The following is a 14,799-nucleotide window of genomic DNA, read 5'->3' as shown; positions in this document are numbered from 1 at the left end:
ACCGTCAGTGTCGGAGTTCGGCTCCCACCGCCGTCGCCGCTGCCGCGACGGCGGCATCGCGAGCGGCACTCGCCTCGTCCTCGGTCAACGTACGGTCGGCCGCTCGGAACCGCAGGGCGAAAGCCAGCGACTTCCGGCCGGCACCGACCTGATCGCCGGAGAACACGTCGAAGACACGAATGTCCTCGAGGAGTGGGCCCGCCCCCGACATCAGAGCCGACTGCACGGCGGCGGCCGGGACGGACTCGTCGACGACGACCGCGACGTCCTGCAGCACGGCGGGGAACGGCGAGATGGACGGCGACGGCAGCGGCTCGCGGGTGGGAACGAGATCGAGGTCGATCTCCACCGCGCAGGTCCGCGGCGGCAGACCGGCGCGCTCGAGGACACCGGGATGCAGCTCACCCGCGTGCCCGACCACGACACCGTCGACAACGACTTCGGCACACCTGCCCGGATGCCACGGAAGGTACTGGGCGGACCGGAGTTCCACCTCGACACCGGACGCGCTCGCGATCGTCCTCGCTGCGCTGAAGGCATCGGTGGCGTCGGCAGGACGGCCGACGCCCCACGGCCCGGGTGCCGTCACCGCACCGGTCAGGACGACGGCGGCGTGCAGCGGCTGCACCGGCAACGACTGCTTCAGAGCGTCGATCTCGTCCTCGGTGGGACGACGGTCGACGGCGAGCGCATCGATCGGGCGCGTGCCCTCGCCCGGTTCGACGACCTGCGCGACGGCGAACAGCGCCAGATCCCGCTGTCCGCGCGAGACGTTGCGCTGGGCGATCTCCAGGAGACCGGGGACGAGAGTGGTCGCCAGTTCGGGTCGGTCCGCCTCCAACGGATTGAGCACCCGCGTGGTCACCCGGCGCGGATCGTCCGCGTCGAGTCCCCAGACGTCGAAGACCCCGGCCGGCAGGAACACGGGCGCGAGGACCTCGACGTGCCCCGTGTAGGCCAGTGCCCGACCCACCGCCCGGCGACGACGCTGGGCGGCGGTGAGTCCGCGGCCCGCGGGAGCGTGCGGCAGGACGGACGGAATGGACTCCAGTCCCTCGAGTCGCAGCACCTCCTCGACCAGGTCGGCGGCCTGACGGAGGTCGGGACGCCACGTCGGCGGCGTCACGACGGCCACCCCGCGCCCGGCCTCGGACACGTCCACGACGACCTCGCACCCGACCTGGGTGAGGCGGCGCACCGCGGTTCCGCTCGGATAGGTCACACCCGCGACCCGGTCCGGCAGGTCGAGATCCATGGTCACGGTGTCGGACACCGTCGGTGCACCGATGTCGGTGAGCAGGGGCTCCACCCGGCCGCCCGCGATCGAGGCCAGCAGTGCGGCGGCACGGTCGAGCGCGCGCACCGGGAGAGCAGAGTCCACCACTCGTTCGTAGCGACGGCTCGCCTCACTGGGCAGCCGGTGACGGCGCGCGGTGCGGAACACGGCGAGCGGGCTCCAGATGGCCGCCTCGAGCAGGATGTCGGTGGTCTCGTCGCCCACCTCGGTGGACGCGCCACCCATGACACCGGCCAACGACACCACGCCGGACCCGTCCGCGATGACGACGTCCTCCGGGTCGAGGGTGCGCACGGTGTCGTCGAGGGTGCGGAGCGTCTCCCCCGCCTCGGCCCGGCGGACCACCAACCCGCCCGACAGCGCGGAGGCGTCGAACGCGTGGAGCGGTTGGCCCAGTTCGAGCATGACGTAGTTGGTGACGTCGACCGCGGGCGAGATGGGTCGCACCCCGGACAGCAGCAGCCGCCGCTGGATCGTCCAGGGGGTCACCGCGGCCGGATCGATGCCCACGACGCGGCGCGCGGCGAAACGGGTGGCACCCGACTCGGAACGGACGTCGACGGGCCACGCCTCGCCCTCGGAGGCGGCCGCGGACACGACGGGCTGCGGGGCGTCGGCGGGATCGACGAAGTCCAGGTCGAAACCGCACGCCAGTTCGCGGCCGAGACCGCGCACGCTCAGGGCGTATCCGCGATCGGGCGTCACGTTGACGTCGAACACGGTGTCGTCCATGCCCAGAACAGCGAGTGCGTCGTCGCCGGGCACGGCCGTGCCGGCAGGCAGCACGAGAATGCCGGAGTGATCCGAACCGATACCGAGCTCGGACACCGAGCAGATCATGCCGTCGGACGTGCGCCCGTACGTGGACCGCGCGGCGATGGCGAACCCGCCGGGCAGAACACTGCCGGGAAGTGCGGCCACGATGAGGTCGCCCTCCGCGAAGTTCCGTGCACCGCACACGATTCCGCGGGGCTCCGCCTCGCCCACCTCGACCAGGCAGAAGCGGATCGGCTTCTTGAACTCGGTCAACTCCTCGATGGACTGCACACGGCCGACGACCAACGGGCCCGTGATCTCCGGAAGGGGGATGACGTCCTCGATCTCGAAGCCGACGGACACGAACCCCGCGTCGAGCTCGTCAGCAGTGACGCTCCACTCGGGAGCGGCCTTCCGGACGACCTCGGTCAACCAGGACTGGGGCACTCGCACGACTTCTCCACTCTCTCTGTCTGAATGCTTGTCTGCAGGGGCCGAGCGTCAGCCGGCCACGCCGAAGGGCAGGCTGAACCGCACGTCGCCCTCGACGATGTCGCGCATGTCGGGAATGTCGTTGCGGAACTGCAGCGTTCGCTCGAGGCCCATACCGAAGGCGAACCCGCTGTAGATCTCCGGGTCGACGCCACAGGCGCGCAGCACGTTCGGATTCACCATGCCGCAGCCACCCCATTCGACCCAGCCCGCTCCACCCTTCTTGCGGGGGAACCACACGTCCACCTCCGCGGACGGCTCGGTGAACGGGAAGTAGTTGGGGCGCATCCGGGTCCGCGTCTCCGGGCCGAACAACGCACGCGCGAACGCGTCGAGCGTGCCGCGGAGATTGGCGAGCGTGAGCCCCTTGTCCACGGCGAGTCCCTCGACCTGATGGAAGACGGGCGTGTGCGTCGCGTCGAGTTCGTCCGTACGGAACGTGCGCCCGGGGCACACCACGTAGATCGGCAGGTCGCGCTCGAGCATCGACCGCACCTGCACCGGCGAGGTGTGCGTGCGCAGCACCTGACGAGACCCCTCGGGCGCGACGTGGAACGTGTCCTGCATCGTCCGCGCGGGATGGTCGGGCAGGAAGTTGAGCGCGTCGAAGTTGAAGTGCTCGGTCTCCACCTCCGGGCCCTCGGCCACCTCCCACCCCATCGCCACGAAGACGTCGGCGACCTGATCGGCGATGACGGTGATGGGATGGCGGGCACCCACCGGGCGGCGGACGGACGGCAGGGTCACGTCGATCGCCTCGGCGACGAGCACGGCCGCGTCACGTTCGGCGAGCAGCACCTCACGACGATCGTCGAACGCGATCCGCACGCGGTCACGCGCCACCTTGACCCGCTTGCCGGCGTCAGCCCGCTCGGTCTTCGGCAGCGAGCCCAACGCGCGCTGTGCGAGCGCGAGGGGCGCCTTGTTCCCGATGTGGTGGATCTTGGCCTCGGACAGAGCGTCGATGTCGGACGCGGCGGCGAAGGCGGACTCGGCCTCGGTGACGGCTGCGTCCAGCGCCGCGTCGGTCAGCGCCTCCGCGTCGGCAGCGGCCTGATCGGCCTGCGCTTCACCCTCGTTGCGCTCCACGTCCACACACTCCATCGTCTCGATCGGCGAGCACCTCTGTCGCGGTGCTCCTCACGGTCGCCGGGCAGAACCCGGCGGGGAAAGCCTAGGCGGTGCCCCCGCGGCGCTGCACCCGCGCACCGGCGTACAGACACACGGCGGCCGCGGTGGCGAGGTTGAGACTCTCGGCGCGGCCATGGATGGGAATGCGCACCCGGTGATCCGCAGCAGCCGCGACCTCGCGGGACAGCCCGTGCGCCTCGTTGCCGAACACCCAGGCGGTGGGCCCGGCCAGCGCGTCGTCGGCGTCGTCGAGGTCCAGTTCACCGTCGACGGTCGTCGCCAGCAGACTGGCGCCGGTCGCACGGACCGCGTCGAGTACCGCCGTCACCGAACGCTCCCGTGCGACGGGGAGATGGAAGAGACTTCCGGCGGACGCGCGGACGCTCTTGCCGTTCAGCGGATCGACACTGTCCCCGGCGAAGATCACCGCGCCGGCGCCGGCGGCGTCCGAGACGCGCAGGATGGTGCCCGCGTTGCCCGGCTCGGAGATGTCGACGACGACCGTCACGAGTGACGGGTTCGCGGCCAACGCCTCGGCCAGGGAGACGACGACGGACGTGCACACGGCCACGATTCCCGGCGGCGTCACGGTGTCCGACAGCGATTTCGCCGCGCGCTCGGTCATCAGCTGCGGCTGCGCACCGGCCGCGGCCGACGCCTCGAGCAGTCCGCGGTGCTCGTCGAACCAGCGCTCGGTGGCGAACACCTCGCGCACGACACCGGCGGCGACCGCCTCGGTCACCGCGTTCTCTCCCTCCGCGAGGAAGAGGCCGGTTCGCCGACGTTCGACGCCGCGCTGCAGCTTGACAGCCGAAACGACCCGCGGAGTCCGCTCGGTGAGCGGCGCCGCGGGTCGTGACGGAGTGTCGTCGAAGCGCCTGATCAGGCTGCTTCTCCGGCCGGTGCGTTGATGTCGGCAGGCAGTGCCGCCTTGGCGATCTCGACGAGTGCGGTGAACGCCGCAGCGTCGGAGACCGCGAGCTCGGCGAGGATCTTGCGGTCGACCTCGACCTCGGCGATCTTCAGACCCTGCACGAAACGGTTGTACGTGATGTCGTTCGCCCGAGCTGCCGCGTTGATACGCGTGATCCACAGCTTGCGGAAGTCACCCTTGCGAGCGCGGCGATCGCGGTACGCGTAGGTGAGCGAGTGGAGCTGCTGCTCCTTCGCCTTGGTGTAGAGACGCGAACGCTGCCCGCGGTATCCGCTGGACGCCTCGAGAATCGAACGACGCTTCTTCTGGGCGTTGACCGCCCTTTTCACGCGTGCCACTGGTGAATCCTGTCGTAGAGGGGCCTAGGGCCCGGGTGGGAAAGAGATCAGAGACCGAGAAGCCGCTTGACGCGGGGAACGTCGTTGGGGCTGACGACGGCCTTGCCGTCGAGGCGACGCGTCACGCGCGAGGACTTGTGCTCGAGCAGGTGGCGGCGGCCGGCCTTCTGGCGCAGGATCTTTCCGCTACCGGACACCTTGAATCGCTTCGCGGTGCCGCTGTGAGTCTTCGACTTGGGCATGAGTCCTCAGTTCTGTTACTTCGGTCGGTGGTGCTGGTGGATCCGAGCGCTCAGGCGCTCGGTGTGGCTGGTGCCTGCGGCGTCGCCGGCGTCTGCGGAGCAGCGGGTGCCGGCGGTGTCGCCTCGGCGGCGGGTGCAGCAGTCGGCGCGGAGGCCGGCGGCGGCACGGTGGCGCGCGGTGCGTTGGACGCCTCCGCTGCCTTCGCCCTGGTCTTGGCGCCCTTGTGCGGAGCCAGGACCATCGTCATGTTGCGGCCGTCCTGCTTGGCCGAGGTCTCGACGAAGCCGTGCTCGGCGACGTCGGCGCCCAGGCGCTGCAGGAGGCGGTAACCGAGTTCGGGCCGCGACTGCTCGCGTCCACGGAACATGATGGTCACCTTGACCTTGGACCCGGCCTCGAGGAAGCGGACGACATGGCCCTTCTTCGTCTCGTAGTCGTGGTCGTCGATCTTGGGACGAAGCTTCTGCTCCTTGATGACCGTGAGCGTCTGGTTCTTGCGCGACTCACGAGCCTTCTGCGCGGCTTCGTACTTGAACTTGCCGTAGTCCATGATCTTGCAGACCGGCGGACGGGCGTCGGGTGCGACCTCGACGAGGTCGAGATCGGCTTCGACAGCCAGGCGGAGTGCATCTTCAACACGCACGATCCCCACCTGTTCACCGCCAGGTCCGACGAGTCGGACTTCGGGAACTCGGATGCGATCGTTGATGCGGGTCTCAGTGCTGATGGGGCCTCCTCGGTAGTGCGGTGACGGATGGTGGTGCTCGACCCGATGCGGTGCGCCGTCCTACGCGCTCCACACCGGCGCTCGTGCTCTCCGTCTACCTCGACACCGTGGCCACCCGATTTGTTCCCGCGGGAACCTTCCGAACGACGAAAACCCCGTCGCTCACGATCAAAATCGCGAGCAGCGGGGTCCGGTACCGACCGGTCGACGGATGTCACCATCCGCGGGCCACCTCGTCTCGTCGACGAAGCGCACCACTTCCCGATGTGGCTGGGAAGGACCGGAACCACTGCCCGGCGAACCGTGCGGTGGTGGGAGTCGGACTCCACTTGCTGCCTCCGGGTTCCGCATCCGTGCCCGGCACTCACGCGCCGACACGGACACACCTGAAGGCGGTCGTGGAAAGAAGAATAACACCAGGTGCCCTCGCGGACCGAATCCGTCCGGTCACGCACCGGGCGGGGACGTCGGTGTCGGCGCATCGTGGCATCGTCTGATGTCATGACGACCCCCGATGATGCCGTTCAGGCCGGTGCTCCCCAGGTGGAGGGCGATGCGCCGCAGCTCGAGCCGGACGTGCGTGAACTGGCCGACGTCCCTGCGATCGAGGTCATCAGCCGCGCCGCGGTCATGCTCATGAGCTCCGCCGCCGAGAAGCTGGGACTCTCCGACGCGGATCCGTCCGACAGCCCCCACCTCGACCTCGACGAGGCGAGACGCGTGATCACCGCACTCGCCGGACTGGTCACGGCCTCCGTGGAGTACCTGGGGCCGCACGCCGGCCCCATCCGCGAAGGGCTGCAGGCACTGCAGAAGGCGTTCCGCGAGCAGTCGGCGCACCCGGACGCGCCCGGCGCCGGGCCCGGCGAGAAGTACACCGGGCCCGTCCACTGACCGTCACGCGACGGCCCGGTCAGGAGACCGCGACAGGCTTGCGCTTGCGGGTCCGCTTGACCGGGACCGGTGGGGTCGAGGCGGCGTCGAGAGACTCCTGCAGGAACTTGCCGGTGTAGCTCTCGGGCACGGCGGCGATCTGCTCGGGAGTGCCCTCGGCCACCATCGTTCCGCCGCCGGATCCGCCCTCGGGTCCCATGTCGATGACCCAGTCGGACGTCTTGATGACGTCCAGGTTGTGCTCGATGACGATGACGGTGTTGCCCTTGTCCACCAGACCGTTGATCACCAGCAACAGCTTGCGGATGTCCTCGAAGTGCAGACCCGTGGTCGGCTCGTCGAGGATGTACACCGTGCGTCCCATGGAGCGCTTCTGCAGCTCTGCGGCCAGCTTCACACGCTGCGCCTCGCCGCCGGACAGCGTGGTGGCCGGCTGCCCCAGACGGACATAGCCCAGGCCCACCTCGTTCAGCGTCTTGAGGTACCGGTGGATCGAGGTGATCGGTTCGAAGAAGTCGGCCGCCTCCTCGATGGGCATGTTCAGCACCTCGGCGATGGTCTTGCCCTTGTAGTGGACCTCGAGCGTCTCCCGGTTGTACCGGGCACCGTGGCACACCTCGCACGGCACGTAGACGTCCGGCAGGAAGTTCATCTCGATCTTCAGGGTGCCGTCACCCGAGCACGCCTCGCACCGGCCGCCCTTCACGTTGAAGGAGAACCGACCCGGCTGGTAGCCACGGATCTTGGCCTCGGTCGTCGCGGCGAACAGTGTCCTGATCTTGTCGAACACCCCGGTGTAGGTGGCCGCGTTGGACCGCGGCGTACGGCCGATGGGTGACTGGTCGACCCGGACCAGCTTGTCCAGCTGGTCGAGGCCGTTGACGCGGGTGTGCCGACCGGGTACCTGACGAGCGCCGTTGAGCTTGTTCGCCATCACCGTCGCCAGGATGTCGTTGACCAGCGTGGACTTGCCCGATCCCGACACGCCCGTCACGGAGGTGAGCACTCCCAGCGGGAAGCTGACGTCGATGTCCTGCAGGTTGTGCTCCCGGGCACCGATCACGGAGATCTTGCGCTTGGGATCGATCGGGCGACGTACCGCCGGGACATCGATGGCCGAGCGACCCGAGAGGTACGCCCCGGTGAGGCTCTCCGCGTTGGTGAGAAGCGTCTCGTAGGTTCCGCTGTGCACGACACGTCCGCCGCGCTCACCGGCGAGCGGGCCGATGTCGACGACCCAGTCGGACGTGCGAATGGTGTCCTCGTCGTGCTCGACGACGATGAGCGTGTTGCCGAGGTTGCGCAGCCGCGTGAGCGTGTCGATGAGCCGGCGGTTGTCCCGCTGGTGGAGGCCGATGGACGGCTCGTCCAGCACGTACAGGACTCCGACGAGACCACTGCCGATCTGCGTCGCCAGGCGGATGCGCTGCGCCTCGCCGCCCGACAGCGTTCCTGCCGCGCGCGACAGCGTGAGGTACTCGAGTCCCACGTCCAGCAGGAAGCCGAGGCGGGCCTGGATCTCCTTGAGCACCTGGCCGGCGATGGCCTCCTCACGCGGACCGAGCGTCAGCGTGTTGAGGAAGTTCGAGCACTCCGAGATGGACAGTGCACACACGTCGGCGATGGACTTGTCCCCGAAATCGCCCGCGGCGATGGTCACGGACAGGATCTCGGGGCGCAGGCGGGCACCCTCGCACACCGGGCAGTCGACCTCCCGCATGTAGCCGTCGTAGCGCTCCTTCATCTGCTCCGACTCGGTCTGATCCATCCGACGGTGCAGGAAGGGCATGACGCCCTCGAACTCGGCGTAGTAGGACCGGGTGCGTCCGTACCGGTTCTTGTAGCGGACGTGCACCTGATGCTCGCTGCCTTCGAGGACGGCACGCTTCACCTTGGCCGGCAGCTTCCGCCACGGTGTGTCGATGTCGAAGCCCATGTCGTCGGCGAGCCCGGACAGCAGCCGGCCGAAGTACTCGGACGTCTGGCCCATGGACCACGGCGCGATGGCGCCGTCCGCCAGGCTCAGATCGGGATCCGGAACCACCAGTTCGGGGTCGACCTCCTTGCGGATGCCGAGTCCCGCACACTCGGGGCACGCGCCGTAGGGCGAGTTGAACGAGAACGCGCGGGGTTCGAGTTCGTCGACGGACAGCGGGTGCCCGTTGGGGCACGCCAGACGCTCGGAGAACCGGCGCTCACGGTCGGCGGCGTTCTCCTCGCGGTCGACGAAGTCGAGCACCAGGATGCCGTCGGCGAGGCGCAGCGCGGTCTCCACCGAGTCGGTGAGCCGCTGCTTGGACGACGCCTTGACGGTCAGGCGGTCGACCACCACCTCGATGTCGTGCTTGTCCTGCTTCTTCAGCTTGGGCGGATCGGTGAGCTGGTGCACGGTGCCGTCGACGCGGATACGCGAGTAACCCTGCGTGTTGAGCTGCTCGAAGAGATCGACGAACTCGCCCTTGCGGGTGCGCACGACAGGAGCGAGCACCTGGAAACGCAGGCCCTCCTCCATCGCGAGCACCTGGTCGACGATCTGCTGGGGCGACTGCTTGGCGATGCGCTCACCGCACTGCGGGCAGTGCGCCGTGCCGGCGCGTGCGTAGAGCAGGCGCAGGTAGTCGTAGACCTCGGTGATGGTGCCGACCGTGGACCGCGGGTTGCGGTTGGTCGACTTCTGATCGATCGAGACCGCGGGCGAGAGGCCCTCGATGAAGTCGACGTCCGGCTTGTCCATCTGGCCCAGGAACTGGCGCGCGTAGGCCGAGAGCGACTCGACGTAGCGGCGCTGACCCTCGGCGAAGATGGTGTCGAACGCCAGGCTCGACTTGCCCGACCCGGACAGACCGGTGAACACGATGAGACTGTCCCGGGGCAGATCGATGTCGACGCCCTTGAGATTGTGTTCGCGTGCGCCCTGCACTACCAGGCGATCCGCCACGGTTGTCCTCTCCTTCGTCACGGCCCACGGCCGTGCAACGTGCTGCGTCGACTCTCTCGTCGACCGCGTGAACTGCCCACTCTTCGTCGGACATGTCGTGTTCGGACACGACAGGCTTCGACGACCATATGCCCGAGGTCCGACAGACTCGACCGGCCGACGGGCTCCGCGCCCGGCTCACGACCGGTCATCGTGGGTAATCTCACGCTCATGACCGAGAATGCACCGACGATCTCCGACGACTACACCGGCGAGGTGTCCGTGGGGACGGGCTCGCAGCGCCGGACCCTGTCGCACGCCACGATCGTGAAGACCTCGGTGGGCCCGATGGACAACAACGCCTACCTCGTCATCTGTTCCCGGACGGGCCGATCGCTGCTCGTCGACGCCGCGAACGACGCTCCGACGCTGCGCGCCGTCGTCGACCACGTGGCACCCGAGGTCTCGCTGATCGTCACGACGCACCAGCACTTCGACCACTGGCAGGCACTCGAGGACGTCGCATCGGCGACGGGCGCCCCGTCGGCGGCACATCCGCTCGATGCGGAACCGCTCCCCGTCGCCCCCACCCGCCTGCTCGACGACGGCGACTCCGTGCAGGTCGGCGACGTCACCCTCGACGTGATCCACCTCCGCGGCCACACTCCCGGGTCGATCGCGCTGGCGCTCACGGACCCCGAGAGCGGCGTCGTGCACCTGTTCACCGGCGACTCGCTCTTCCCCGGCGGCGTCGGCAAGACCGACGGAGAGGCGAACTTCGTGTCGCTGCTGGACGACGTGGAATCGCGGATCTTCGGTCGCTACGACGATCGAACGGTCGTCTACCCGGGCCACGGCAAGGACACGACGCTGGGCTCGGAACGTCCTCACCTTCACGAATGGCGGACCCGCGGCTGGTGATCCGTCACCACGATCCGGTCCCCCGCCCGCCCCGCGATTCAATCGCCGGGGCGGGGGGTATGGATACAGTTCGAGAGCGTCACATGCATGTCATGGGCGTGAACAACCGCACTCGTGCAGCCAGAGCAGTCCCCCACAAGCCGCAACGCAGGAGGCTCAGTGATTGTCCGCCGGATCGCCCGACCGATGCTCGCATCCATCTTCATCGCAGGAGGCGTGGATGCGCTGCGCAACCCCGCCGGAAGGGCTCAGGCCGCGAAGCCTCTGATCGAGAAGAGCCAGGACGCCCTTCCCGACGAGGTGACGCAGAACGTTCCCTCCGACCCCGAGACGCTGGTCAAGATCAACGCCGCGGTGCAGATCGGCGGCGGATTCCTTCTCGCGACCGGTCGGGCGCCGCGCCTCGCGTCCACCGTGCTCGCGGGCAGCCTCGTCCCGACGACCCTCGCGGGTCACTCCTTCTGGAACGAGACGGACCCGCAGGCGAAGGCGCTGCAGCGCACCCAGTTCATCAAGAACGTCAGCCTCCTCGGCGGCCTGCTCATCGCCGCCGTCGACACCGAGGGCAAGCCGTCCGTCGCCTGGCGCGGTCGCAAGGCGGCCAAGTCGGCCAAGGTCGCCGTCGCCGGCGCCCTCCCGCTGGTGTCCTCCTCGGACAGCTCCGAGACGCTCGCCCACGCCGGCGAGCGCGCCAAGGAGCTCGCGGGCGTCGCCGCCGAGCGCGCACAGCCGCTCGTCGAGATCGCCTCGCAGCGTGGCGCCGAGCTGGCGGACGTCGCCCAGGATCGCGGCGGCAAGCTCGCCGAGCTGGCGAAGGAGCGCAGTGCCAAGTGGGCCGATCTGGCCGCTGCACGCGCATCCGAGTTCGCCGACGTCGCCCAGGATCGCGGCAGCAAGTACGCCGAGATAGCCGCGTCCCGCGGTGCCGAGCTGGCCGAGAAGGCCAAGGCCGACGGCAGCGATCTGGCGGAGAAGTACGGCAAGAAGGCCCGCAAGCAGGCCAAGAAGTCCGGCAAGGACGCGCGCAAGCAGTTCGACGCAGCGCGCAAGGAGTACAAGAAGCAGTACAAGTCCACCAGGAAGGACGCGCAGAAGCAGCTGCAGGCCTCGCTCAAGGACGCCGAGAAGCGCGCCAAGGAGGCACGGGCCCGCGTCGAGGGCACGGTGCACCAGTACCTCTGATCTTTTCCCCGCAGCACACGGCCGGTGTTCCCGAGAGATCGGGGGCACCGGCCGTTGCCGTCGGGAGCCCGTAGACTTTTCTGGCGCTTCCGTGCGCCGCCGAGAGGTGCACGACCGCCCTCGTCACCCCGCCCCACTCGCGTACAGGAGACCATGTGCCGGATCAGGGCACCCCGACAGATCTGCACGACGCCGACCTCGATCAGGAACAACAGCGCGTCACCCTGCTCTACGACCGCCTCGACGCTCTGCGGACCTATGCACGGTCCCGGCTGAGCGCCGTCCTGCTCCAGACGGGCGGGACACCGCAGGCGCGCAGCGAACGCGAGTCCTACTCGGCTCTCTACAACGACGACATCGCGAAGTACGACGCGTCCGAGAACGGTCTGTGCTTCGGCCGGATCGACGTCGAGGACGACGCGCCGCGCTACATCGGCCGTGTCGGCATCCTCGACGAGGACGACGACTACCAGTCGTTGCTCTACGACTGGCGCGCCCCGCTGGCCCGCCCGTTCTATCTCGCCACGCCCGCCGCCCCCGAGGGCGTCGTACGCCGTCGCCACATCCGGACGCGCAGTCGTCGCGTCACCGGGGTGGCGGACGAGTACCTGGACCTCCGGACGGCGCAGGACGCCGGCGTCGCCACCGGATCGGACGGTGTCGCTGGAGAGAGCGCTCTGCTGTCCGCGCTCAACGCCGCACGCACGGGACAGATGAACGACATCGTCGAGACCATCCAGCGCGAGCAGGACGACATCATCCGGTCCACGCATCGCAGCGTCCTGGTGGTGCAGGGTGGTCCCGGCACCGGCAAGACGGCGGTGGCCCTGCATCGCGCCGCCTACCTGCTGTACACGTACCGCAAGCAGCTGGACAAGAGCGGCGTGCTGATCATCGGACCGAACAGCACCTTCCTGGACTACATCGGCCAGGTGCTGCCCTCCCTGGGCGAGACGGGGGTGCTGCTGTCGACCATCGGGGATCTGTACCCGGGTGTCGACGCGAGCCGCGAGGACTCCGCGCGCGCGGCGGAACTCAAGGGCTCCCTCGACATCGTCGACGTCCTGATCGCCGCCGTGCGCGACCGTCAGGAACTTCCGTCGGAGCCGGTGTCGGTCGACTTCGACACCTACACATTGCGGATCGACCGCAAGATGGTCACGCGCGCGCGGGGACGAGCGCGGTCCTCGCGTCGACCCCACAACCTCGCTCGACCGATCTTCGTGTCCACCATGATCGATCTGCTCGCCGACCAGTTCGCCGCCATCGTGGGCGGTGACGTGCTCGACGGGTCGAATCTGCTGAGCCGTGACGACATAGCCGACATCCGCGACGAGATGCGGGAGAGCCCCGAACTGATGGGTGCGATCGGCGCACTGTGGCCGGAGCTGTCCGCCCAGGACGTTCTCGCCGGGCTGCTGGCCTCGGCCGAACGGCTGCGGACGGCCGCACCGGGGTGGGACCCCGAGGACCGTGCCGCCCTCGAACGGTCGGACGACGGACGCTTCAGCGGTGCCGACGCTCCCCTGCTCGACGAGCTCGCCGAGCTCCTGGGTATCGACGACGCTGCGGAACGCGAACGGGAACAGCGTCGCTGGCGCGCCCAGATCGAGGACGCCCAGGGCGCTCTCGACATCCTGACCGGATCGGCACCGCAGGATCTCGAGGACGAACTCGATCCGGAGATCCTCATGGCGTACGACCTCATCGACGCCGACAGACTCGCCCAGCGTCAGGGGCACGGACGCCGGTTGACGGCGGCCGAACGCGCGGCCGGCGACCGCACGTGGACCTACGGCCACGTCATCGTCGACGAGGCGCAGGAACTCTCGCAGATGGCGTGGCGGATGGTCATGCGCCGCATACCCAATCGATGGATGACCCTCGTGGGCGACGTGGCCCAGACGGGCGACACGGCGGGTGCCTCGTCCTGGCAGGACGTCCTGGGCCCCTATGTGGCGCAACGGTGGAAGCTGACCGAACTCACCGTGAACTACCGCACCCCCGCGGCGATCATGGAGATCGCCCGGCGAGTTCTCTCGACGCTCGACCCGGCCGCATCGATCCCGCGGTCGGTGCGGGACAACGGTGAGACGCCGTGGGCGCATCGAGTCACGGAGGACGATCTGGTGTCGGCGGTCGAACGCCACGTCGCCGCGCATCCGCGCCCGGGGATGTCGGCGGTGCTGGCACCCGCGGACATCGCCGCGCGGCTCGCACACCTGGGGGCCGACGACGTCCGGGTGTGCACGGTGCGCGACGCGAAGGGACTCGAGTTCGACTCGGTGCTCATCGTGGAACCCGCACGGATCGTGGACGACTCGGCCCGCGGCCTGAACGATCTGTACGTCGCGCTCACGCGCGCGACACAGCGGCTGGGAATCGTCCACACATCGCCGCTACCGGACGTGATGGGACCCATCGCCCCCGTGACGCAGTGATGCCGTCACGGCACGAACGGATCGTGCCGTGACGGCATCCAGCGGTGGTTCGAGCGTCAGTGCGTGGTGTGCACGATCAACACGTCGCAGCGCGCCTTGCGAGCCGCATCGGACGGAACCGAGCCGAGCAGGCGGCCGGTGAGCGAGTTCAGTCCACGGTTTCCCACCACGAGCAGATCCGCCTTCACCTCGCCGACGAGCTCGAGCAGCGAGTCGACGGGGTTGCCCACCACGGGACGCTCCTCGATCGACGAGGCGCCGGCCGCCACCGCACGCTCTCGCGCGACACGCAGAATCTCCTGTGTCGGAGCGGATCCCGTGATCTGGTACGCGTCGTCCTTCAGTGCGTCCGCGTCCTGCGAGGACGCCTTCGAGTCCGCCGGGTAGTACGCACACGCGATGTAGAGCGTCGCGGCGGAATCGCCCGACAGCGCTGCCGCCTTCTCCACGGCCCGCAGTGACGAATCGGAGCCATCGGTTCCGACGACGACGTTGCGGTAAGCGCTCATACATTCCTCCAGTGGTC

12 protein-coding genes are annotated in these 14,799 nt (G+C 68.9%); 4 read left to right on the top strand and 8 right to left on the bottom strand.

Features of this window, described 5'->3' with window-relative positions; translation table 11 throughout:
* Positions 1-4: 4 nt before the first annotated feature.
* The 6 genes from pheT to infC form a co-directional block, all read right to left on the bottom strand.
* Positions 5-2,506: a phenylalanine--tRNA ligase subunit beta gene (gene pheT, locus HQ314_RS15205; protein WP_056447973.1), complete on the bottom strand. Its 2,502-nt coding sequence runs from the start codon at positions 2,504-2,506 to the stop codon at positions 5-7.
* Between the two features lie 48 nt (positions 2,507-2,554).
* Positions 2,555-3,649: a phenylalanine--tRNA ligase subunit alpha gene (gene pheS, locus HQ314_RS15200; RefSeq protein WP_081821415.1), complete on the bottom strand. Its 1,095-nt coding sequence runs from the start codon at positions 3,647-3,649 to the stop codon at positions 2,555-2,557.
* 70 nt (positions 3,650-3,719) lie between these two features.
* Positions 3,720-4,559, bottom strand: a complete 840-nt coding sequence (locus tag HQ314_RS15195) for an RNA methyltransferase (protein WP_037186780.1) — start codon at positions 4,557-4,559, stop codon at positions 3,720-3,722.
* Positions 4,559-4,948: a 50S ribosomal protein L20 gene (gene rplT / locus HQ314_RS15190; RefSeq protein WP_027506746.1), complete on the bottom strand. Its 390-nt coding sequence runs from the start codon at positions 4,946-4,948 to the stop codon at positions 4,559-4,561. Before rplT ends, HQ314_RS15195 begins: the two co-directional genes overlap by 1 nt.
* A 47-nt stretch (positions 4,949-4,995) precedes the next feature.
* A complete protein-coding gene (rpmI, locus tag HQ314_RS15185; RefSeq protein ID WP_027506747.1) occupies positions 4,996-5,190 on the bottom strand; it encodes a 50S ribosomal protein L35 in 195 nt (64 codons plus the stop codon).
* Positions 5,191-5,240: 50 nt separating this feature from the next.
* A complete protein-coding gene (gene infC, locus HQ314_RS15180; RefSeq protein ID WP_082544654.1) occupies positions 5,241-5,918 on the bottom strand; it encodes a translation initiation factor IF-3 in 678 nt (225 codons plus the stop codon).
* Positions 5,919-6,419: 501 nt separating this feature from the next.
* On the opposite strand from infC, the gene HQ314_RS15175 reads away from it, so the two are divergent.
* Positions 6,420-6,812: a DUF1844 domain-containing protein gene (locus HQ314_RS15175; RefSeq protein WP_231476444.1), complete on the top strand. Its 393-nt coding sequence runs from the start codon at positions 6,420-6,422 to the stop codon at positions 6,810-6,812.
* Between the two features lie 19 nt (positions 6,813-6,831).
* Here HQ314_RS15175 and uvrA read toward each other — a convergent pair whose 3' ends face one another.
* Positions 6,832-9,750: an excinuclease ABC subunit UvrA gene (gene uvrA / locus HQ314_RS15170; protein ID WP_222650468.1), complete on the bottom strand. Its 2,919-nt coding sequence runs from the start codon at positions 9,748-9,750 to the stop codon at positions 6,832-6,834.
* A gap of 210 nt (positions 9,751-9,960) precedes the next feature.
* Between uvrA and HQ314_RS15165 the strand changes: the two genes are divergently transcribed.
* The 3 genes from HQ314_RS15165 to HQ314_RS15155 all read left to right on the top strand — a co-directional run bounded on the left by HQ314_RS15165 (position 9,961) and on the right by HQ314_RS15155 (position 14,273).
* Positions 9,961-10,650 carry an MBL fold metallo-hydrolase gene (locus tag HQ314_RS15165; protein ID WP_056447965.1) on the top strand — a complete coding sequence of 230 codons (690 nt, stop codon included), beginning with the start codon at positions 9,961-9,963 and terminating at the stop codon, positions 10,648-10,650.
* 159 nt (positions 10,651-10,809) lie between these two features.
* Entirely contained in the window at positions 10,810-11,832 is a 1,023-nt protein-coding gene (locus HQ314_RS15160; protein ID WP_222650467.1) for a DoxX family protein, read from the top strand.
* A gap of 155 nt (positions 11,833-11,987) precedes the next feature.
* Entirely contained in the window at positions 11,988-14,273 is a 2,286-nt protein-coding gene (locus tag HQ314_RS15155) for an ATP-binding domain-containing protein (protein WP_222638620.1), read from the top strand.
* A 56-nt stretch (positions 14,274-14,329) separates the two neighbouring features.
* Here the strand turns inward: HQ314_RS15155 and HQ314_RS15150 are convergent, their stop codons facing one another.
* Entirely contained in the window at positions 14,330-14,782 is a 453-nt protein-coding gene (locus HQ314_RS15150; protein WP_027506754.1) for a universal stress protein, read from the bottom strand.
* Between the last annotated feature and the right edge of the window lie 17 nt (positions 14,783-14,799).

Source organism: Rhodococcus sp. BP-332 (assembly GCF_019836065.1).
Taxonomy (GTDB): domain Bacteria; phylum Actinomycetota; class Actinomycetes; order Mycobacteriales; family Mycobacteriaceae; genus Rhodococcoides.
This window is presented reverse-complemented; position numbering and strand designations above follow the sequence as displayed.